This is a genomic window from Methanolobus sp. ZRKC5 (assembly GCF_038446525.1).
Lineage (GTDB): Archaea > Halobacteriota > Methanosarcinia > Methanosarcinales > Methanosarcinaceae > Methanolobus.
In genome coordinates, this window is the sequence record NZ_CP151792.1 from 644,034 (window position 1) to 666,451 (window position 22,418).

A 22,418-nucleotide genomic window follows, 5' to 3' on the forward strand; every position below is an offset into this window, starting at 1 on the left:
TTAGGCATTAATTTTGAATCACAAAAGACGAAAATACATATTATTTTTAATATAATTCCATTAATTATATATGTGTGATATATGCATACATGAGTATGATTAGATATTGACAAACATCAAAGAGAGATTGCCATGAAACGACTTACCATTAGCATGTCTGATGAACTTTTTGATAAACTGGACGTAATTGACAATAAAAGTCTGTTCATCAGAAAACTTATCGAGAGGGAACTGGACATTTTAGATAATTCCCCGTCAGACGACATAGTATCGTGGACCGATAGGTTTGCAATTCTCAGAGATGACGTAAATACAATATTAAACAGGCTGTCATTGGTCGAAAATAGTTTCACCGGGATAAATGAAATTAGTGGGAATATACAAAGTACCCCGGAAAGTAGGAGTACACAAGAACCTGCTGATGAAACCTTTACCAAAATGAATCCAACTATTCCAGAAATAAACAGTGAAGAAGAGATTACTGAAATCGACATCATTGACGATTTTGAAGAAACAGAGATCCAGCTTCAGCCACAAATATCAGAAAATGAAATACCCCCACAGGCACCTGTTACAGTTGCACCGGAAATAATTATCAGTGAACCGAATGAGCAAGAACCTGCATGTGTTATACAACAGAATTTCGAAGAACAGGACCATGAAACTAATTTATCTGAGATGATGGTAGAAAATAGTAGCCATCAGGAAATAGAAACTTCACCACTGAAAACAGAAACAACCGCACCAGAACCACTTGCACAAGTAATGGAGCACACAAGTCAAGACACTGGATTCACGGTGCCGGAACTAAAACCACCGGAGCAGACAAATCAAGAATCTGAATTCACCACACCGGAACTAAAAACACCGGAGCATACAAGTCAAGAATCAGAATTCACTATGCCGGAACTAAAAACACCGGAGCATACAAGTCAAGAATCAGAATTCACTATACCGGAACTAAAACCACCAGAGCTAGCAAGTCAAGATACTGAATTCACCATGCAGGAACTAAAAACACCGGAGCACACAAGTCAAGAATCAGAATTCACTATACCAGAACTAAAAACACCGGAGCTAGCAAGTCAAGATACTGGATTCACTATGCCGGAACTAAAAACACCGGAGCTAGCAAGTCAAGATACTGGATTCACTATGCCGGAACTAAAAACACCGGAGCTAGCAAGTCAAGATACTGGACTCATTATGCCGGAACTAAAACCACCGGAGCAAGCAAGCCAAGATACTGGATTCATTATGCCGGAACTAAAACCACCGGAGCAAGCAAGCCAAGATACTGGATTCACCATGCAGGAACTAAAAACACCGGAGCTAGCAAGTCAAGATACTGGATTCACCATGCAGGAACTAAAAACACCGGAGCTAGCAAGCCAAGATACTGGATTCACTATGCCGGAACTAAAAACATCGGAACAGGCTTCACCAGAGAATGCAGCATTTACAATGCCTGATTTCAATTCACCAGCAGAAAGTCCTCAAGTAGAAACTACACCAGTAATACCAGATTTTAAACTACCGGAAGGAATGCCACCGTTCAACCCCGATGGAGAAAATACACCGAAACCAGCATTCAAAGTACCGGACCCACAGCAATCTGCCAATTCAGACGGAATGCCACCGTTCATGAATGGCGAAGCAGGCACTATGCAGGAAATGCAAAATATACCCGGACAAACACCTGCATCCCCACCTGCAACAGAACAGGCATCTGATGCAAAACCGGATAAACTCGAAGGAAACATACTGATGTATATGCCACGTGGGGCAAAAGTTAAAAAAGAAATTATCAAAAGTCTTGTTTCACGTCAGTTCAGTCAGGAAGATATAGACAGGAAGATACAAGAACTTGTGACAAGGGAAGTACTTGTGCTCAAACAGGAAAATGGAATTGAGCAACTTCATAGATTAAAATAATTCAACTCAGACCTGATCTTTCTGCTGATGTCCCGGATAAAGTAACACCTGAAGAACACTGGACACAAACATTTCTCGAATGATCGTAGCAGCCATTACAAACTAGCCTTCCGCAAAGAGAACATGTGTTCAGGTTAGATACAGAACCACATATCGAACAAATACCCATCCTTTCCATTAAATAGTACTCAGGCAATTCAATCTGAAAAAACCATCGGTCAACTTTAAAAATAAGTAAAAACAGGCCTATGAAGACCTGATTTATTCCAATATCAACTTATTATAGCGCCCTTGCTTGCAGAACTGACGAATCTTCTGTATCTTGCAAGATAACCCGTAACCTTCTTTTCCACAGGAACAAAGGTTTCCCTGCGCTTTTCAAGCACCTCTTCTGAAACCTTCAGGTTCAGTATCCTGCCAGGAATATCGATCTCGATGATATCACCTTCTTTTACAAGACCTATCGGACCGCCTTCCTGAGCCTCAGGTGAAATATGCCCTATGCACGGACCCCTGGTACCACCGGAGAAACGACCATCTGTGATCAGTGCAACCTTGTCGATAAGCCCCATACCTGCAATAGCTGATGTAGGAGACAACATTTCACGCATACCAGGGCCCCCTTTTGGACCTTCATATCGTATGACCACAACATCGCCTGCAACGATATTCTTTGCAAGGATTGCCTCCATAGCTGCCTCTTCACTGTCAAAAACTCTTGCAGGACCACTATGTTTAAGCATCTTAGGGTCAACTGCCGCCTGTTTAACAACTGAGCCATCAGGAGCAAGACTTCCCTTCAATATAGCAATGCCACCCTCTTCATGTATAGGCGCATCCAGAGTACCAATTATCCTTGCATTGAGTTTTGGATTGACCATTATAAAATCATCAAGGTTTTGGCCTATAGTCTTGCCATTTACAGTAGCTTCATCAAGGTTTAGCTTTGAACTCAATCTAGCCATTATAGCCGGGACTCCGCCGGCCCTCTCGAAATCAAGCATGTAATGTGCACCGCCCGGTTTAAGGGATATGATATGAGGAGTAGTCCTGCTCAGCCTGTCAAACACATCAAGCGACAGCTCAAGACCAAATGCATGAGCTATTGCAGGAAGATGAAGGGTTGTATTGGTGCTACCACCAATTGCCATGTCAACCATAATAGCATTCTCAAATGATTCCATGGTGACTATACTACGAGAATTGATGCCTTCATGTACCATGGAGACGATGCGTTCACCAGAGTATTTTGCAAGATGGATCTTTTTGGCATCTGCTGCATGAGCCGTACCACAACCAGGAAGACTAAGCCCCAGTGCCTCAGTCATACAAGCCATTGTGTTCGCAGTATACATACCTGCACATGAACCTGCACCACTACATGAACAATCTTCCAGTAGTTTCAGCTTTTCATCAGATACTTTTTCTGCCCGGCATTCACCCACACCTTCAAAGACAGAGATCAGATCCCGATACTCATCATCAACAAATCCAGGCATCATCGGACCGCCTGTCACGACAATAGCAGGAATATCAAGGTTTCCTGCTGCCATGAGATGACCAGGGGTAATCTTGTCGCATGCGGTTATCATCACCATTCCATCAAGCTGATGCCCCTGAAGGACAAGCTCAATAGAATCCTCAATGGCCTCACGACTTGGAAGAGAATATTTCATCCCCTCATGACCCATGGCTATCCCGTCACAAATTCCAATTGTATGGAATTCAAATGGAACACCACCAGCACTTCTTATGCCAGCCTTTACTGCCTCTGCAACCTTATCAAGATTTATGTGGCCTGGTATCAGTTCATTTCTGGAGTTTACAACTGCTATGAATGGTTTCTGCATTTCAGAATCAGTCACACCGGTTGCCTTCAAAAGGGAACGATGCGGTGCGCGTTCGAGTCCTTTTTTGGTCTTGTCACTTCTCATTGGAAAACCTCATTTACTGCATAATGTTTAAACTAATAATAGTAATGGAAAAAGGAATATATAATAAGTATGCGCTGCACGACAAATACCCGACATATGAAGATTATGATAATTGACTAAAATTAACACACATGAACTACACACAAATGCATACAAGAAAGTATGACAAATACCTAAAGTTAAGCAATTATCCACCACTAGTATTACGCAAATAATACACCGTATGCTGTATGATTTTGTGTGAAATATTGTAAGAATGAAAGATACGAGTCAATCAAATACCATTATGTATTACTGGCGGCCCTATCCAGAAGATGCCACCCATTGATTTAAATATGGATGATGTATTCCAAGTAGCGAGCTCTATGGAGCAGATAACTGTGCATTCACTGAATTATAGGCCAGTAACCATTGTCAAACTCATATTTGCAGAAAACGGCATCTCTTGAGACAGTAATAAAACACACATATTTTAAAAGATACACATCGATATAGACTATAATAAGCATACATTGAATAATACACATTTTAACAACTATGAAAGCAATAATAATAGACGGATATGTGGATGAACCGGCATGTTTTGGAGTTCCACCTTACATATCCCCATACATAAGATATATTGCAGGAGCACTGCGGGAAAGAGGATTGCAGGAAACAGACATATCTTTATTCACCATCGACGAGCTACGCAAAAGCCCGAACGGTGCGTCCGAGCCCATAAAGAAAGCCGACATCATAATAGTTGTTTCTGGCATGACAGTACCTGGAAAATACCTGCGTTCAACACCAATAAATCAGGGAGAGATAGAGAGCATCTTCAGTGCATCCAATGGATTGAAGATATTAGGAGGACCCATAAGACTCGGATATTCCCTGGAAGGTGGAAAAAAGGCAGAAAGTAAACTGATTAATGCCACAGACGTAATAATATGCCGCAAAGACATCGAAGCATTTGTTTATGACGTTCTCGAAAGAAAGACAACAAATCCGGAGGAATGTCAGCATCGTTTCAGATCAGTTGAGGAAATTGGCAGATGGGCTTCAAAAGGAACGTTCATAATTAAACAGCATCCTGATTATCCCAATGTTATGTGTGAGCTTGAAACCTACCGAGGATGCGGGCGCAACCAACACTGCTCATTTTGTACAGAACCCTCCTATGGAAGCTCCGACTATCGTCCCATTATTGATGTTATTTCTGAAGTAGAAGGATTATACGAGAAAGGAGCCAGATATTTCAGAATCGGAAGACAACCTGACATCCTGAGTTACCATGCTAAAGACAAAGGTGGACAAATACCCGAGCCAGACCCTGAAGCCATCCTTTCCCTCTATAAAGGCATCAGGAATGTGGCGCCGCAACTAAAAGTATTGCATATGGATAATGCCAATCCTGGAACCATAGCAACATATCCGGAATTGTGCAAGGAAATATTCAAAACCATTGTAAAATACCATACTGCAGGAGACGTAGCAGCCCTTGGAATGGAAAGTGCTGACCCTATCGTTGTAAAGGCCAATAAACTCAAAGCAATGCCCGATGAAATATTTGAAGCGATCAAACTCATAAATGAAGTAGGGAGAATGCGAGGAAACAATGGGATGCCAGAGATACTCCCCGGAATAAATCTCGTACATGGCCTCATAGGAGAGTCAAAAAAGACATTTGACCTTAACTACGAATTCCTGAAACATGTTATTGACTCTGACCTACTGCTTCGCAGGATAAACATAAGACAGGTCATGGCCTTCCCCAACACTCTGATGTATGGTAATGATGAACTTGTAAGAAAGCATAAACAGATATTTCTTAAATATAAAGAGAAGATCAGAAAAAATATTGATCTGCCAATGCTCCAGAAAGTTGTCCCCACCGGAACAATACTCAGAGATATCATGTGCGAGATCAATGATGGAAAAATGTGTTTTGGAAGACAAATGGGTTCTTACCCATTATTAGTAGGAATACCAACAAATATGCCACTTGGCAGGTTTATAGATGCTACCGTGACTCGCCACGGACACAGATCGATTACAGGCGTGCCATATCCCCTTGATATAAATACGGCCACCATACCGCTCATACAGGAAGTTCCAGGTATTGGAAAGAAACAGGCCACCGATATAAAAAGGAAAGCCCCATTCACAAGTAAAGATGATTTTATAAAAAGAATAGGCAGTGAAGAAATACTACCTTACATTAACATTTAAATAACTTTTTTAATTCAGATACTTTTTGATGAAATCAGTGTCTTTCAATATTTTAAAGCTGACAAATCCACCTACTAAGATATTCATATAGAATGTGAATGCCCTCCACGCAATAACTGCAATCCCAAGCACAGAAGAAGACACAAATAAGGAAAATAGCGTCGTTCCAGCAAATTCCGCAATTCCGCTACCCCCAGGAGTAGCAGGTATGAGAATTATGATCATTGTGATAACTTGTGAAGCAAACACAAGAATAGGATCAGGATGCTGGTTCAAGCCTATCAATATTACATAGAGCATTGAAAAGTCGACAAACCAGAAAGCAAGAGTGTAAAATATCCCAAAAGCAAGACCTTTCCTACCTTCATTTAGCAATACAGAAATGCTGCCATGGAAATTATCAAGCTCCGAATCAACTCTTTTAATAAATACATCAAAAGCAGCATCTGTCTTTTTGCCTAAAATTGGTGCCAACCAATGTACAAAGAAGTATACAACTTTCTTTGTAGGCCCTGGTCTCCAGATAGCATACAATATAAGAAAAAGTATGAACATCAATCCTGCTTCTGCAAATATGAACATAAAATCAAATACAGAGTCCTTCAAAACACCACGTATGACATAGATAGAAAAAGGAGCCAGCGTAAGAATCAGAATACCATCAAGTACCCGCTCTCCAAGAACCACTGCGGTGGCTTTTCCCAAAGGCATTTTCTGACCATGAAGCAAGTGGATCCTGAGAGGTTCACCCCCAAGAGATGAAGGCGTAATTGATGCTGCGAGAGTTGCGGAAGTTACGATCTCAAATGATTTAATATGGCTTACATTGTAACCCAAAGCCTTACAAAGAGAACGTGTCCGCATGCCCCAGATCACATAGGTCATAGCATGAATAACTGCTGCAGCAAGTATATATTCAGGCTTTATTCCCATTAAAGCATGAATAGTCCCAGAGTCAAATGTAAAAAGTACTACAATTATGCCTGAAAAAACGCTGATAAGTAATGATACTATGATCCATTTTTTAATCTTGTTCATATCCCAATCACATAAATCAAGGAAAGCATTACATATAAGACTCGTTAAGAATATCTTCTTTGACCCTGGTCTTAGCCGGAATATTAATTTCAGGCCATATTCGCACGTCCGAATGAACTGTAACATCATCCTCAATTAAAACAGCAGGACCAATAACAGTACCATTTTCAAGGCTGCAATTATTTCCTACTTTTGTACCATTATCGATTACAGAACCAGATACATTAGAGTTTTCACCGATAAGCACACCATTGAATATATAGGAAGAAAGAATTCTTGAATCGTTATTTATCACGCAATTTGACCCAATTGTCGTGTACGGACCAATAAGGACATTGTCCCCGATTGTCGTATTCTCACCAATGACAATAGGACCCACAATAGCAGAATTAGAACCAACTGAAACATTGTGACCAAGAGAAACCGGACCTTTTATGCGAGCATCCTTTGTTTTAAAATGGCCTTCGATCGTAGTACCAGGTAAAGCTTCAAGCATCCAGCGCTGAGCCTGCCTGTAAGCCTGAGGACTTCCCACATCCGTCCACCTGCCCCTTGCAAGAATGCCATGTATCTTTCTCTTTTTAGCCAGTATAGCCGGGAAAAGGTCCTTTGCAAAATCATATTTCGTATTTGCCGGAATCCAGTCAAATATCTCAGGATCACATACATAAATACCAGTGCTTGCAAGATTACTGAAAATCTCACCCGGACCGGGCTTTTCAAGAAAACGACATATCCTGTTGTTGACATCCATATCAGCTATACCAAATTCACGAGGGTCATCAATGGATAAGAGCCCGATTGTGACAAGTGCATCTGTCATTTCATGGAATCTGTGCATTTCTCTGAGATTCAGGTCCAATACATGATCTCCGCCAAGTACTATGAATGGTTCGTCACGCAGGTATTTCTCAGCATTTTTAACACCGCCTGCAGTACCCAGCTTATCCTTTTCATAAACATAATCAATGTGAACTCCGAATATGCGCCCATCCCCAAGTTCCTCCTCGATCTTTTCAGCCATATACCCCAGAGTGATAACGATATCATTGAAACCTTCTTTTGACAGGTGTTCGATCAAATGAACAACTGAAGGTTTATTCAAGATAGGAATGCTCGGTTTTGGCCGAGCAAATGTCAACGGACGTAATCTGGTACCTTCCCCACCGCACATTATACAGGCTTTCATGTTCTAGTATGAGGTGATTTTTTGCATATATCATTAGCGACTAATTAACGTATAGCCCAAACAATTTACTTTAAAAGAATAATATCCTCACTATTTTGAACCACTACTTCCAATTCACCTTCATACTCCCCCACAATACCAACTATCACCACATATTCGTTTTCACCTATTTGTGAGTCCACATCATTTGCACCATTAGCTGAAGGTACAAAAACTTTGACTACTCCTGACCCATAATCAACATCCATTAAAAGATGACCACCTGAATAAGTAAAACGTTTTGAAAGCACATCTCCCTCAAATCGAACATCTTCACCGGGCAGTGAAGAAGAACTGAAGCTTCCCACACTACCGTCACCATCACCTGAAAAAAAGGTGGCGTAAGCTATTGTCAGAGACAGGACAGCCATGCATAGAAGGACCACAACGATCCTTTCTTCTTTTTCCATGAGCAAACCACTTGAATCAGGCTTTTTCTATTGAGACCAGCTCAATATCGAATATCAGGGTTTTACCTGCAAGGTTATGATTACAATCAAGAGTGACGTTTTCCTCTGATATGTTGACAATTGTTACAGGCTGACTCTGATAAGTTACTTTCTGACCTATGACAGGCGTTATGTTCGCAGATTGGAATTCACCCACAGGCACGGGTATCAGAAGCTCAGGGCAATACGCACCATAACCATCTTCCGGAAGTATTGTAACAGTTTTCTTTTCACCAACTGCCATCCCCATTACAGCATCGTCAAATCCTTTGATCATCTGGCCTGCACCGGCTATAAAGGGCAATGGTTCATAACTCCTATAAGGATTGTAGAGATTTTCTGCCATAGCAACGTCTGCTCTGGAAGTATCGAACACTGTTCCATCTTCAAGACTACCAGTATAATTTACAGAAACATAATCCCCAGTCTTAACCGTTTGAGAATTATCGGATTCTGCACAACCACAAGCAAAGAGAACACATATCACCAGAACAAATAATAGTATTTTTTTCAAATGACCACCACCTATATTTCATTTACATATTCATAATTGGAAAATTAATATTCATATATAACTAATAATTTTTATGAGTATACGGATGTGATTCTTTAAGGTATATAAGATTACTGAAAACACCCCCATAGATATTTGTCGGCACTATTGACGCATATTCTGTTTTAGGCTTAAGTAAAATATAAATATATAAAAAACAATATACATGTATATGTGCAACTAATGCACTGTTAGCCACTAACATTCCCGGTGAAAATCGATGAATTCTATAAATTCTAACAAAAAATGGGAGTCTTCTACAAAAGGACAAATCGGAATCGGCACCCTGATAATCTTTATTGCGATGGTTCTTGTCGCAGCAGTTGCAGCATCTGTATTAATTCAGACATCAGGAGTATTGCAACAGGATGCACTATCTACAGGAAAAGAAGCAACAAAAGAAGTTTCTTCAAACCTAATGATACATAATATAGAAGGATTCAGATCTGAGAACAGTGATACTGATATGTCTTCAACGATTGATGTTTTCAAACTAACAATGGGGCTTAATGCAGCCAGTGAACCTGTAGACCTAAACCAGGTTATCATCTCCATTACAGATGGATTCAGGTCCAATAATCTTGTACATGCTGGCAACAGGAACAGCTTATCACCTCGTTCCGATTTTCAGGGAAACATGTCTGGTTTTAGCGCAGATGCTGCTGCAAACTTACAGAAGCTGTTCACAGAAAATACAACAATTGGCAATGCAGAATTAAATGTTACATACGTAAATGCACAAAACTATTTTTCAGTTGACGATATAAGAGATGAAGATGACTCTTTTTCCCAATCAATTCCTGTGATGACTACAGGCGATATTGTTGTAATCTATATACCGACTGCATCCCAGACTTCCGCAGATACGGGATATGCAACCCTCAGTTCAATCAATATTTCATCCTCACTGCAAGATTCAGGGCTCAACCTTGTACCACGTACGTCCGTAAATATGGTACTTACACCAGAAGCAGGGGCATCAGCAAATGCAGACTTTATTCTTCCAACTACCTATGGAAGCAATGCAATGGTACAATTATATCCATAATAAAATCGAAATGAAAATAACCACCTTCTGACAGGTTATTCACTTTTTTAAAAATTATATTTTTTATTGATCGTTGTTTTCTTAGACAAAATAAAGCCATTATAGACAAGACTCACGAAAAGTGTACCTATGCTATAGAGGCACAATAAAATATAAAGAGCATACCCATGTCCAGTGATGATACTGGAAAGGGTTTTTGTTTCTCGTTCACATTGAAATTTTTAATTTACCCTTTGGAAGAGAACAAGATTTCTTAAAGGTCCACACCGTGTCACAGTTCATAAAAGTATATATTATTTAATGATTGTTCTCTTATGTACACACTACTGTATAATGTAAAAGGTTGTTTAAAAATAAAATAAATTAAAATAAGGTACAGCCTGTTTAGTCCTTGTTAGCTACCCTTTCTATAGAATATCCGTTAGTAATCTCTTTTTTGATAGAATAATAACATTCATCTGCTACTTTCGTGGAACCTGTAAATAGCTTTTTTTCAAAATCAAAGAGACAGGCAAATTCATCAACAGCCTCATCGAACTTTTTTTCGTAACATAACCCCGTATCCACCTTTCCAACATGCTTGTAGCCAGAGTAATCAAAGACCATTTTCGTCATTTTGATGTTATCGGGATCAGGAGTTAATTTTGCAAGGACAAGCATTTCTTTCCAGTTGGCTGCTTGCATTGGAGTAAGGAAGTATATCCCCTCCCCTCTTTCTCCACCCTTCATAGCTGCCACATAGGCATTCCTGTCTCCAAATGCAGCACAGATACAATCATCCACAATATTACCCTGAGCATCTTTAAGAATCCTCACCGGCACCCCAAGATAAGCAAAGTCTGATTCAAGTGACCCAAGAACGTTGCCGCAAAGACCATAAAAAACGAGGAAACCATTAAATATATCTCCCATTTCTTCAATGGACATGTAGACCTTTTCTTTGAGAAGAGATGGATCAGCATCCAGTGCAAACTCCAGGATATTCAGGACAACTACAAAATCATCAGTCTGGCCGAGCTTTGAAGGCACGTCATTGAGTGATATTACCTCATACTCTATGGAAACATCATTTAGTTTCTCTTTAATTACTTCGATGTTTTCGTTCTCAATCATTATCAGGCGAGAATTCTCATCTTCCTCTTCAAATATATGAACGAGTTCATCTTCAAACATACGGCAGGATAACAGGTATAATGATGGCACGCTACAACTCTCCTTTTAACTTTCAATATGTGGTATTCCCACCACACCCTTAAACGTAATTTTTGTTTCCATAAACAGAACATTGCCCAAATGAAGCATTATATAATTACTCATTGCTTCAAATTTAACATCACCCTCATCAAATACAGTATTTTCCACACATTCCATAACAAAGATACCTTAATGCCCCTGCGTTACATTTCATTTATTGATTTTTAATGAAATAATTGGTAGTTGGCATTAAATGAGCATTTAGATAAGCTGTTATACCACATAGAAAAGCACCAAAGTCCTGTAAAAGTTCATGAACACATACCACAGCACGCACCAAGAGATATGCATATATTCGGACACATTGCTAACGCACTGAGAAATAACAACAAAAACGCAATAAAAACAAAAAGACTGCAAAAATAATTTAATGGACTGGTCGGGAATTGAACCCGAGGCCTCTACCATGCCAAGGTAGCGATCTTCCCCTGATCTACCAGCCCGAAATATCAAGTCTTAAATCACATTATCTGACATAAACCTATCGCTGCAAACTTGTATGTACTTTCATCATTCTAAACAAATTAAGGGCAGATTTCTGTTTTCAAGCGAAATATTAAAGTACCTGTATGCGTATTTGGAGTGTCGCGTGATGAAGGCGTTGCGTGAAACATAAGCATTGTGGGCCCGTAGCTTAGCTAGGTAGAGCGCACGGCTGATAACCGTGAGGCCATGAGTTCGAATCTCATCGGGCCCACCATTAATAATTATCTTTCTGATGCTGGTTTTGATTGATTAATTATGTTTTTTTACTATTATTGTGGTGCTGAGCGTAGTGATGCACTTCGATTCGCGCTTCAGAAGCGTCATCTGGTATTGCACAGTCTATAGTTTTCCAAGATCAATAATTAATTTTTTCAGAATCATTCCTCTTACTTTAAGCACACACTTAATTAAAAATTTAAAAACATCTCACGCTTATTTTAGCTAAGGCTCTGGTTCTCTGCCCTGTGCATAGTCAATAGTATATCATAAAAAATAGATGTTTCAGACTTAATATTCTAATATAAAAAATATTAATATATTATAGCATGCTATAATAGTAATTGTTATCAAGTAAAAAAATTACAAAATTAACCTTTCAAAGAAAAGGGCAAGCCATTCGAAAAATATCATTACACAAGCATTACCTAATGTTGTATTTTTAATGGCAGAAATTCAAAAAAACAAAAACTAAATTTATTACACATAATCAGGTGATTTTACATGAGAGACAAAAAACCCAGTGGTATGAGTGAAAAAGAATATGAGATCGTAGAATTGCTCAGAAAATTAGACATAAATAGAACTGTAGCCTTAACCCTCGCCTGTCTTTCCTGCGGGGAAGAGATCACCTCACGCGAGATTGAGAAGAACTCCAACCTCAGGCAACCTGAAGTAAGTATTGCAATGAGATACCTCAAAGATAATAACTGGGTGAACATAAGAGAAGAAAAGAAAACTGAAGGCAAGGGTAGACCAGTTAAACTTTACAGACTTGTCACCCCACTTGAACAAATAGTTTATAATATAGAACAAAAAATTCTTCTTGAAAGCAGATATATCCTCAATAACATTGAAAAGCTGAAAAGACTTGCATAATATCTTTTTTGCTTTTTGCTGCCAATGACAGCACAAACTCTTTTTTACAGGGAACATTATATCACCCTATAACAAACAATTGTTCCTATCGAAGATTTTAAGTTAATAATAGATGTTGTATACATCCTTATCGCAGTCACACGAATGGAGTTAATCTTTTGAGCACTATAAGTGAAAAAATATTCAGCCGTGCATCAGGAAAAAAAGCGAAGGCGAACGATTTTGTTATAGCCGATGTAGATTTTGCCATGGCACATGATGGAACAAGCATCCTTGCTGTAAGAGCTTTCAGGGAAATGGAAGAAAATAAAGTATGGAACCCTGAAAAAATAATAATACCATTTGACCACCTCACACCTGCAAATACAGATACTACTGCCGCATTACAGCATGATATCCGCGGATGGATAAAAGATCAGGGCATCAAAAACTTTTACGATATAGGCGAAGGTATATGCCACCAATTGCTCCCAGAGAATGGATTTGCATTGCCAGGTAAACTCATCGTCGGGGCAGACTCACATTCCTGCACTTACGGAGCATTCGGAGCATTTGCAACCGGTGTCGGAGCCACGGACATGGCAGAAATTTTTGCAGCCGGAAAACTATGGTTCAAGGTACCTGAAAGTATCAGGATAAATGCTGAAGGTAAATTCAACAAGGGAGTATATGCAAAAGATCTTACACTCAAAATAATAGGCACCCTTGGAATTGCCGGTGCAACCTACAAGGCTGCCGAGTTCTATGGAAGCACAATAGACGCCCTTTCCATGTCAGGCAGGATGACCCTTTCTAACATGGCAATTGAAATGGGAGCAAAAGCAGGCATAATTCCCCCTGACAAGACAACCTTTGATTTTATTGAAGATATTGCAGCCGTTGAATACGATTCGGTTTACGCTGATGAGGATGCAGTCTATTCAAAAGAATACGACTTCGATACAAATGAAATTGAACCGCAAATTGCCATCCCGCACCAGGTTGACAATGTTAGCGATATATCTGACATCAAACCTACAAAACTCGATCAGGCATTTATAGGAACCTGTACCAATGGCAGACTTGAGGACCTTGAAGTTGCCGCATCCATCCTCAAAGGAGAAAAGGTTGCCATCAGAACTATTGCAATACCTGCATCACGTAATATTCTAATAGAGGCCGTCAGAAACGGTACAATAGAGATTCTTCTGGAAGCCGGAGTTACGATTGGCTCACCAGGATGCGGGCCATGTCTTGGAGGCCATATGGGAGTTATCGGTAAAGATGAAGTATGCATTTCAACAGCCAACAGGAACTTCAAAGGAAGAATGGGAACCGGTGGCTACATTTATCTTGCATCACCTGCGACTGCAGCTGCCTCTGCACTTACCGGTGAGATTACTGACCCTCGTGAAATTTAAAAATAACAAAATATATCCGGAGATATTATAATGGAACTTGATAAGCCAAAACTTGAACATCTTATTGGACACTGGATAGAACACAACGAAAGCCACAGTGAGAGTTTCAGCGAATGGGCTACAAAAATCGAGACAGCAGGCTATAAGGAAATAGCTGAAGATATAAAAATGGCAGCAGAGAAAATGAATGAATGTTCCAAATTGCTGAAAAAAGCAAAAAATAAACTGGAATAAAACAGGAAAACGTACATGCGAAAATCACCAACAAAGATTGTAATATATGCAATCTTTATCGCATCATACCTTATATTTTTTTCAGGAATGGCAATTGCAGCCACGAGTGTCAACATAATTCCTTCTGCACAAGAAGTGAAATCAGGAGAAGCTTTTGAATTTGATATTTATATCAAACCGGACACACCGATCTATGGTTTGCAATTTGACCTTACATACGATAGCTCTCTTGTAGCCATCAATAGCATTGAAGAAGGAAGTTTTTTTGCAAATAGTGATGCACCAGTGATATTCAACCCTGGAACCATCAGCAAATCAACAGGAACGGTTTCACAGATATACAGCTCACTGATTAAGGGAGAAGGTGTCACAGATGAAGGCATCTTCTGCACGGTCACGCTCGAGGCACAATCAAAAAATGGCCCCTGTCAGCTCAGAATCACAAATCTCGTGCTTGGGAACCAACGGGGAGAAGAATTACCAGCAACAACATTTGATTCGATAATAACTATAACCGGTGCAGATGATAATATTCAAAATGGGTTCAACAATATTCCGATACAAGATGAAGTGTCCACATCTAACATCAGGCAAGATGCTGATTCAAATGAAAATGACGAGATGTTTCTGGCAAGTACACCTGACCAGGCAGAAGAAGACGGAATGAATGAATCAGATATTCCTGAAATAGACAACAGCAAAAAATCAAACTGGATAATTCTTATTTTTGCAGCAATTGGATTCTTTGCAATTGCTTACTTCCTTGACCGGAAAAAGTAGAATTATTACAAAGGGATACAGAGAAAATCCCTTTGTAACGGTAATTTAATATTTTTATCTTCCAAGTTCTGCATGAGCCTTTGCCAAATGGCCAGCAGCTTGTGCACCTATCAGTGATATCTCGCCTGCAAGCACAGCAGAAGCAATTATCTCAGCAAGCTTTTTTGAATTGGAACCTGGTGGATTTCCAGAGCCTTTTACACCCAGCAATCTCAGGCAGTCGCTCTGTGTGCCCAGATTTGTGCCACCTCCAACAGTACCTATGGCCATTGCAGGAAGAGTAACAGAGCAGTACAGTTCACCATATTTGTTCAATTCCATCGTAGTTATAGCACTGCTACCTTCAACAACATGAGCAGGGTCCTGACCACAGGCAAGGTACATTGCAGCTATAATATTTGCAGCATGCGCATTATACCCAAGCGAACCTGCACGTGCAGAACCAAGAAGATTCTTGCGATAGTTCACTTCCACCATTGTTTCAGGTTTACACTTGAGACGCGACTCCACAATTTCTGCAGGGATCGTCACATCTGCAACGACGGTTTTACCCCTTCCAAGTATAGAGTTTATTGCAGCGGGCTTCTTGTCAGTACACATATTACCGGAAAGAGACACAGGAATGGCACCGAACTCATCCTTTATGAGACTTAGAACCGCATCTGTAGCAATCGTAACCATGTTCATCCCCATAGCGTCTTTAGTATCATAGGAAAAGCGAACATAGACAGTATTGCCTGTAACAAATGCCTGCACATCCACAAGCTCACCAAACCGTGTGGTTTCAGAGGCTTTCGTTTTCATCCTGGAAAGAACAGCAGGATCCTGGAGCCAGTCTGCAAACTCTTTAGACTTTATCACATTTTCCAGCCTGAACACCGGAGCTCGTGTCATTAGATCACGGAATATGCGGACATTTGCACCACCAGACCTTGTAATAACAGAACATCCACGATTCACACTGGCAACAAGAGCACCTTCTGTAGTAGCCAGCGGTATCTGGAATATACCATCCGAAAACTCACCGTTTACTTTTAACGGAGAAGCTACCCCCAAGGGAATCTGAATAGCTCCGATCATGTTCTCTATATTTCTTTTGCCTGCATCTTCAACATCTATTGAGAAATTCTGTATATGATCAAAATTAAATCCGGAAGTTTTCTCAAGAGCATATCTCCTGATCATAACAGCAGTCTGTTTGTCCGTCAGACTATCCAGTTTATGAAAAGAAATCTTACCAGAAATAAGATCATCCAGTAATTCTTGTTTATCTTTGTTCAAATCCATTCTTGATTTCATAATAATCTTCCGTGAATAAAACAAACAGCATCCTGTATCTTTTTTATAAGTACGCACTTGGTTTCAATAATACAAATAGTTCACGCCTAGTTGCTTTTTGAATTATGAGAGAGTAAGTAATGCTAGCAAATAAAATTAAATACGTGCTTTTTTATATAAGGATGGCATAATAAACTATATTCAAAAAAGTACTAGTGATAATCATCATATACTTTTGAGTGAAAGTATATATCGAATCCTTATATTCAAGAAGTTTGGGATTATAAATTAGATATTTAATATACACTAACAGGTGGTTTAATATGACAGATGCCGACCCATCAGAGAGAGTTAATTCCGGAATACCCGGACTGGATGAAATGTTGCGCGGAGGATTCTTCGAAGGAACTGCAAATGTCGTATCAGGAGATTCTGGTACAGGTAAAACGATATTTGGGACACAGTTCATAGTCGAAGGAGTTAAAAAAGGTGAAAAAGTAATGTGTATTATCACCTCCGAAGAATCAAAATCCATTGTTAAGGAAATGAAAACGTCCTTTGACTGGAATCTTGAGGAATATGTTGAACAGGGTCTGCTCACTTTTGTCGATATCACAGATCCAAGTCTTCGCCTTCAGAAAAGTGTTGAGATTGCACCATCTGAGCTAATCAAAAGTTTTAAGAAACTGGTTGAAAGCAAAATAGAGGACATACAGCCAACACGCATATTTATTGACTCAGTTGAGGCACTTTTCCTTGCCATTGAATCAAATTACAAGTTAAGAACGCTCATAGATGACGTATTCAGCGTGTTTAGAAAGCATAATGTAACCTCTGTAATAACAGTCGGAGCAATGTTCGGGCTTGACGAAATGGTAGAATATGGTGCAGATTCAGTCGTTAAACTGGGCCGTATTATTTCAGGAAACAACCTTCAGCGCTCAATTTATATAATGAAGATGAGGGGGTCCGGCACAATAAACGAAGTACGCGTACTTAACATTTCAGACAATGGTATGTCAGTACTTGCACAATCACCATATCTGGAATAATAGTGGCAATTGAAGCCACGTTTTCATTTCTTTTTAAAAATAAGGTAACTATTCAGCCTGGCACGATTTGCCTATTGGTACTGATTTCATCGAAATAGAGATGTCTGCTCACTAACAATCTAACAATCAAAAAAGCAATCAATAGCAACAATCAAAATAAATGATCCTAATGAAATTTACGTTTCAACTTTTTGTCAAGATTGTTATTGATAGCGTTTTTATCAGGCTGAATAGTTACAAAATAAGTTTTACAATAAATACCAATCATTGTCATTGGTTTTTTCGCCATCATCAAAATCAGGATTCTTTGACTCTTTTCCGATAATGGTTGCAATTGAATTTGAAAAGTCCTGAAGATAACTTGCCTGATTAAGACTTCCATAAATGAATTTCTTCCCCGGCTGGACATGTGCGTTGACCGTATATTCTTTTGGAACTATTATTACTTCAACGCCAGACATTTCAACCGCAAGCTCCATAGCTTTCCTGAAATCACCTATGCAATAAGCGATACGATGCTTATAATTGTCACGCGTTTTTTCAAGATACTGCGATAACCTCTGGCTTTCCATCTTAATGAAATCTCTTTTGATCTTTGCAACATTACATTTTCCAAGCATGAATTGATAATCCATAAAAGGATATTCCGTATCCAGTTCCCTTGGAGTGATACCGCATGTTCCAAAAACGACAATATGCACATCCTCAGGATCAAGCATTCCAAATATTACTTTGTCGAATATTTTATGAGAAGGACTCTCATGATATGGTTTTTTCTTTGCACAAGGAACAAATATACAGAATTCCCGAACCGGTGCTTCATATTCAGAAAGTACCCACTCATTTGCACGTATCATATCAGGGTGATATATTATCTCATCAGTATCCAACGGGAGACTTGAGCGCTCTTTTTCAGGTATTATTGTCAAGGAAGATAGAATTCTGGCAAACTATATATATAATTGACGCAATCTTTAAGCGGTTTTGTGCAAATTGTACAATCATCATCATCATCATCATCATTAAAACTTATTATAAAATATCTGAGGAAAAAACATGGCAAGTTCTATACCTGAAATGCTAAGAGCCGAATGCAAATGTGAAGACATGGCAAAATGCATACTCGGACTAAAGGAACTTGACATCAATACATATAAAACCCTGCTTGAAAACGGTGCCATGACAGCAGAGAAACTCGGAGAACTGCTTAATCGTGAGCGAAGCACAGCATACCGCTCATTACAAAACCTCATTGCCGCCGGACTTGTATACAGAGAAACAAAATCTATTTCCATCGGCGGATACTACTATGAATATGTTGCCATTGAACCGACCGTGGTTAAGGAAATGATCAAAAAAACCATAGACAAATGGTACCAAAAAATGAATGATCTTATCGAAAACTTCGACAAAGAACTTTTGGCTTAGGAAAGACTAGTGTTTGTCACCCAGAGGAATACTGAAACTGAAGTTACTACCCTGGCCAGGCTCACTTTCAACTGACACCATCCCGCCATGCATTTCAACGAATTTTTTTACAAGTGATAGTCCAAGGCCTGTACCATCATATTCTCTTGAAATAGTAGAATCGATTTGCTGGAAAGGAAGAAATAACCTACCAACATCATCAGATGAGATGCCTATACCAGTATCAATCACGGAGAACTTCATTATATCATCCCTTTTGTGTGCCTTTAATAGAACAGAACCGCCATCCGAAGTAAACTTCACTGCATTGCTTGCAAGATTGAACAATATCTGCTTGAACCGGATCTTGTCAGCATTTACTAATAAGTTATCAGGAACAATAGAACTTTCAAGTTTTATGTTCTTTTTCCTTGCAAGAGGAGAAATGATATTCAAGACTGTCATGAACATTTCACTAGCAAAGAAATCTTCATAATACAATTCCATTTTTCCAGATTCTACTTTTGAGATATCAAGAATGTCATTGATCAATTTCAAGAGATGCCTCCCACTATTAGAAATATGATTTAAGGACTTTTTCTGCTGCGAACCGAGCACCCCAAAGGACTCTTCTAGCAAAAGATCAGAATAACCAATTACGGCATTCAAAGGCGTTCGAAGCTCGTGACTCATAGTTGCAAGAAACTCACTCTTGATCCTGTTAGCTTCCTCAGCCGATATCCTTGCATTGATTATAGCCTCTGCGGCATCTTTTTGTACAGATATGTCCTGGAAATTCTCCAGAATATATTGCTCTCCCTCAATGAAGATCTTCTTTGCATTTTTCAATATCGAGTCTTGGTTCCATCTTTGCATTTGATGGCAGTATCCATTCCCTGGAATCCATCAAGACAATCAATCCATATTGGACATTTTTTCGATAATGAACCCTTGGGACAAACAATATCACATAGTTGTCCTAAAAGTTCCTCCTTCCCATAGCCTGTAATCTCGCAAGTACGCTGATTTACGTCTTCTATTACGTAATCTTTACCGATGATGATCATCCCACCTGGCATGTTCTCATACAAAGTCTGGAAACGTTCCTCACTTTCTTTTAGAGTGTTTTCAGCCTTTTTACGCTCAGTTATATCATCAAGGTACAAAAGAACTTTATCATTGTCCTGTGAACTCACATATACAGTAGAAACCAGGAATTTATGAATTGAAACAACACCATCATCACTAAGAGTATCCATACTTCCTTCAATTTTATGAAAATCAGAACCTAACCTAAATGACTCAGCAATGATAGCACGAATAGAACAGGTAACACAATTATGATTTGTGCCACACCCATCCCCTCCAAATGAATTGACACATGAAAATATAGTCCCTAATGCGAACCCAAGTATATCCTTAGGGTCCTTTCCTATGGTTTCAACGCCAATCCTATTGATGCGCTCCACTCGAAAGTTATGATCGACTATCAAAATCAAATTTGGAGCATGCTCATAAGCTATGTCCAGCGCTTTCTCTTGAATAGAAAAGTCATCCTTCATTTCACAAACCCTCCGTAATAATATTGCCAACATACTCCCCATCACCAAATAGGGAAACATCCATGTTTTCGGAAAGAGTGCTATTCAATAGTGAGCTAGTAAACAGAGCATCAAACTTTGCATTGAACTCCATTTCATCGTATGAGTAAAAGACACTATCATTTCCCATGACATGAACATCATCAGGATTAACTAAGCTTGATGTTAATAATGAAAATACCGTACATTCCATTTCCGCAAGCCTTGATTTGAGCATAGAATCCTGTTTTCCAGCACAATCAAACAACAATAATTTGTTCATGAACTCACTTCTAACCAGTAAACAAGCTTCTACTAATCATCTTGCACAATTGTAAAATTAGAGAGCTTGCAGAGTCATACATAATATAAAGTTACTAATATAAAAAAGTACTGGAATATTACTTTCCACCATAAGAGACGCATATGAAAGTATTTTAAAAATAATTAAACTGTTTTTTGATTGTAAACCTACTATAGTCCACATGAGAAATAGAACCTTCTGATTACTTTATCGGAAGAATACGCTGCAATACAATGAAATTCACCATCTGACCCTTACCATCCAAGGACAAAAAAAGCTAACTAACGTAAATACTCCGGGAGCCTGAATATTAGACCCCCAACCTTTTTTTATATTAATTGCATTACAATTTCGGGATTATAAGAGAGATTTGAACATACCCGTTTAATGTATGTATCAGACACTAATCTTCCTGAACAGATAGGAACCAACTACCACCATCATTACCGTAAATCCTGAAAGGACTACAAAACTTATTGCAGGATCTATCTGGGAACTGCCGAGAAGTCCATACCTGATACCTTCAACTCCATAAGTCAGAGGATCCAGTAATGTAAGGAACCTGACTCCTGCTGGCAGGCTGTCGATGGGGAACAAGGCACCGGATAATCCGAATATCGGGAAGATCACAAAATTCATTATGAGCTGGAAACCGTGCATATCATCCATTCTTGAAGCTATGGCAATCCCGAATGCTGTGAATGATATCCCAATCAGCACCATGAAAATAATTGCTATTGCAAATCCAGAGATACTGCTAATCTTAAGTCCCATGAACAATGAAAGGACAAAAATCATGAGTCCCTGTATTACTGCTGTGGTAGCCCCTCCAAATGTCTGACCAAGCATGATCTCAAGTCTTGAGACCGGTGCAACCAGCGTCTCTTTCAGAAAACCGAACTGCTTGTCCCATATTATCTGTATACCTGAGAACACCGAAGTGAAAAGAACGCTCATGGAAATGATCCCCGGAATTATGAAGCCTATGTATCCCTGTTCCATACCTGGAAGAACGACTACGGAATTCAGGCCGAATCCAAGGACCAGAAGGAAAAACACAGGCATACCTAAGCTACCCAAGATTCTGCTTTTTGAACGAATAAATCGTTTCACATTCCTTAGCCATATAGTGTAAACTATATCCATTCC

General features: G+C 39.3%; 23 protein-coding genes and 2 tRNA genes. 10 read left to right on the forward strand and 15 right to left on the reverse strand.

The window, feature by feature from the left end; translation table 11 throughout:
* Positions 1 to 132: 132 nt before the first annotated feature.
* Entirely contained in the window at positions 133 to 1,935 is a 1,803-nt protein-coding gene (locus WN948_RS02900; RefSeq protein WP_342305496.1) for a DUF1720 domain-containing protein, read from the forward strand.
* Position 1,936: 1 nt separating this feature from the next.
* Here the strand turns inward: WN948_RS02900 and WN948_RS02905 are convergent, their stop codons facing one another.
* Positions 1,937 to 2,113, reverse strand: coding sequence for a hypothetical protein (locus WN948_RS02905; RefSeq protein WP_342305497.1), 177 nt, complete (start codon positions 2,111 to 2,113; stop codon positions 1,937 to 1,939).
* Positions 2,114 to 2,207: 94 nt separating this feature from the next.
* Positions 2,208 to 3,869, reverse strand: coding sequence for a dihydroxy-acid dehydratase (gene ilvD / locus WN948_RS02910; RefSeq protein ID WP_342305498.1), 1,662 nt, complete (start codon positions 3,867 to 3,869; stop codon positions 2,208 to 2,210).
* Between the two features lie 537 nt (positions 3,870 to 4,406).
* Between ilvD and WN948_RS02915 the strand changes: the two genes are divergently transcribed.
* Positions 4,407 to 6,083, forward strand: coding sequence for a radical SAM protein (locus tag WN948_RS02915; protein ID WP_342305499.1), 1,677 nt, complete (start codon positions 4,407 to 4,409; stop codon positions 6,081 to 6,083).
* 9 nt (positions 6,084 to 6,092) lie between these two features.
* Here WN948_RS02915 and WN948_RS02920 read toward each other — a convergent pair whose 3' ends face one another.
* The 4 genes from WN948_RS02920 to WN948_RS02935 form a co-directional block, all read right to left on the reverse strand.
* Positions 6,093 to 7,121 (reverse strand): flippase-like domain-containing protein, encoded by a 1,029-nt coding sequence (locus WN948_RS02920; protein ID WP_342305500.1) that lies wholly within the window; start codon positions 7,119 to 7,121, stop codon positions 6,093 to 6,095.
* Positions 7,122 to 7,149: 28 nt separating this feature from the next.
* The gene (locus tag WN948_RS02925) at positions 7,150 to 8,310 is read right to left on the reverse strand and encodes an NDP-sugar synthase (RefSeq protein ID WP_342305501.1); all 1,161 of its coding nucleotides are present in this window, start codon (positions 8,308 to 8,310) and stop codon (positions 7,150 to 7,152) included.
* Positions 8,311 to 8,375: 65 nt separating this feature from the next.
* On the reverse strand, positions 8,376 to 8,759 hold the full coding sequence (locus WN948_RS02930) for an OB-fold nucleic acid binding domain-containing protein (protein WP_342305502.1): 384 nt from the start codon (positions 8,757 to 8,759) through the stop codon (positions 8,376 to 8,378).
* Positions 8,760 to 8,775: 16 nt separating this feature from the next.
* Positions 8,776 to 9,312: a peptidylprolyl isomerase gene (locus WN948_RS02935; protein ID WP_342305504.1), complete on the reverse strand. Its 537-nt coding sequence runs from the start codon at positions 9,310 to 9,312 to the stop codon at positions 8,776 to 8,778.
* Between the two features lie 259 nt (positions 9,313 to 9,571).
* Here WN948_RS02935 and WN948_RS02940 point away from each other — a divergent pair, with 259 nt between their 5' ends.
* Entirely contained in the window at positions 9,572 to 10,399 is an 828-nt protein-coding gene (locus WN948_RS02940; protein ID WP_342305505.1) for an archaellin/type IV pilin N-terminal domain-containing protein, read from the forward strand.
* Between the two features lie 384 nt (positions 10,400 to 10,783).
* On the opposite strand, the gene WN948_RS02945 is transcribed toward WN948_RS02940, so the two are convergent.
* From WN948_RS02945 to WN948_RS02955, 3 genes are all read right to left on the reverse strand, one after another.
* Entirely contained in the window at positions 10,784 to 11,602 is an 819-nt protein-coding gene (locus WN948_RS02945) for a DUF1638 domain-containing protein (RefSeq protein WP_342305506.1), read from the reverse strand.
* A gap of 15 nt (positions 11,603 to 11,617) precedes the next feature.
* Positions 11,618 to 11,770, reverse strand: coding sequence for a hypothetical protein (locus tag WN948_RS02950; RefSeq protein ID WP_342305507.1), 153 nt, complete (start codon positions 11,768 to 11,770; stop codon positions 11,618 to 11,620).
* 254 nt (positions 11,771 to 12,024) lie between these two features.
* Positions 12,025 to 12,096 (reverse strand) — tRNA-Ala (locus WN948_RS02955).
* 180 nt (positions 12,097 to 12,276) lie between these two features.
* Here WN948_RS02955 and WN948_RS02960 point away from each other — a divergent pair.
* The 5 genes from WN948_RS02960 (at position 12,277) to WN948_RS02980 (ending at position 15,648) form a co-directional block, all read left to right on the forward strand.
* Positions 12,277 to 12,353: transfer RNA gene (locus WN948_RS02960), tRNA-Ile, on the forward strand.
* Positions 12,354 to 12,859: 506 nt separating this feature from the next.
* Positions 12,860 to 13,234 (forward strand): transcriptional regulator, encoded by a 375-nt coding sequence (locus tag WN948_RS02965; RefSeq protein ID WP_342305508.1) that lies wholly within the window; start codon positions 12,860 to 12,862, stop codon positions 13,232 to 13,234.
* A gap of 158 nt (positions 13,235 to 13,392) precedes the next feature.
* Positions 13,393 to 14,634 (forward strand): 3-isopropylmalate dehydratase large subunit, encoded by a 1,242-nt coding sequence (locus WN948_RS02970; protein ID WP_342305509.1) that lies wholly within the window; start codon positions 13,393 to 13,395, stop codon positions 14,632 to 14,634.
* Positions 14,635 to 14,664: 30 nt separating this feature from the next.
* Positions 14,665 to 14,868, forward strand: coding sequence for a hypothetical protein (locus tag WN948_RS02975; protein WP_342305510.1), 204 nt, complete (start codon positions 14,665 to 14,667; stop codon positions 14,866 to 14,868).
* A 15-nt stretch (positions 14,869 to 14,883) separates the two neighbouring features.
* Positions 14,884 to 15,648, forward strand: coding sequence for a cohesin domain-containing protein (locus WN948_RS02980; protein WP_342305511.1), 765 nt, complete (start codon positions 14,884 to 14,886; stop codon positions 15,646 to 15,648).
* Positions 15,649 to 15,702: 54 nt separating this feature from the next.
* Here WN948_RS02980 and hmgA read toward each other — a convergent pair whose 3' ends face one another.
* Positions 15,703 to 16,947: a hydroxymethylglutaryl-CoA reductase (NADPH) gene (gene hmgA, locus WN948_RS02985; protein ID WP_342305512.1), complete on the reverse strand. Its 1,245-nt coding sequence runs from the start codon at positions 16,945 to 16,947 to the stop codon at positions 15,703 to 15,705.
* Positions 16,948 to 17,249: 302 nt separating this feature from the next.
* On the opposite strand from hmgA, the gene WN948_RS02990 reads away from it, so the two are divergent.
* Positions 17,250 to 17,978, forward strand: coding sequence for an ATPase domain-containing protein (locus WN948_RS02990; protein WP_342305513.1), 729 nt, complete (start codon positions 17,250 to 17,252; stop codon positions 17,976 to 17,978).
* A 248-nt stretch (positions 17,979 to 18,226) separates the two neighbouring features.
* On the opposite strand, the gene WN948_RS02995 is transcribed toward WN948_RS02990, so the two are convergent.
* Complete coding sequence (locus WN948_RS02995; RefSeq protein ID WP_342305514.1) at positions 18,227 to 18,907, reverse strand: DUF5591 domain-containing protein; 681 nt, start codon at positions 18,905 to 18,907, stop codon at positions 18,227 to 18,229.
* 127 nt (positions 18,908 to 19,034) lie between these two features.
* Here WN948_RS02995 and WN948_RS03000 point away from each other — a divergent pair, with 127 nt between their 5' ends.
* Positions 19,035 to 19,406 (forward strand): helix-turn-helix domain-containing protein, encoded by a 372-nt coding sequence (locus WN948_RS03000; RefSeq protein ID WP_342305515.1) that lies wholly within the window; start codon positions 19,035 to 19,037, stop codon positions 19,404 to 19,406.
* 6 nt (positions 19,407 to 19,412) lie between these two features.
* Here the strand turns inward: WN948_RS03000 and WN948_RS03005 are convergent, their stop codons facing one another.
* The 4 genes from WN948_RS03005 to WN948_RS03020 form a co-directional block, all read right to left on the reverse strand.
* Entirely contained in the window at positions 19,413 to 20,261 is an 849-nt protein-coding gene (locus WN948_RS03005) for an ATP-binding protein (protein WP_342305516.1), read from the reverse strand.
* Entirely contained in the window at positions 20,231 to 20,947 is a 717-nt protein-coding gene (locus WN948_RS03010) for a PAS domain-containing protein (protein ID WP_342305517.1), read from the reverse strand. Before WN948_RS03010 ends, WN948_RS03005 begins: the two co-directional genes overlap by 31 nt.
* A gap of 1 nt (position 20,948) precedes the next feature.
* Positions 20,949 to 21,248 (reverse strand): hypothetical protein, encoded by a 300-nt coding sequence (locus WN948_RS03015; protein WP_342305518.1) that lies wholly within the window; start codon positions 21,246 to 21,248, stop codon positions 20,949 to 20,951.
* Between the two features lie 417 nt (positions 21,249 to 21,665).
* Positions 21,666 to 22,415, reverse strand: a complete 750-nt coding sequence (locus WN948_RS03020; protein ID WP_342305519.1) for an ABC transporter permease — start codon at positions 22,413 to 22,415, stop codon at positions 21,666 to 21,668.
* Between the last annotated feature and the right edge of the window lie 3 nt (positions 22,416 to 22,418).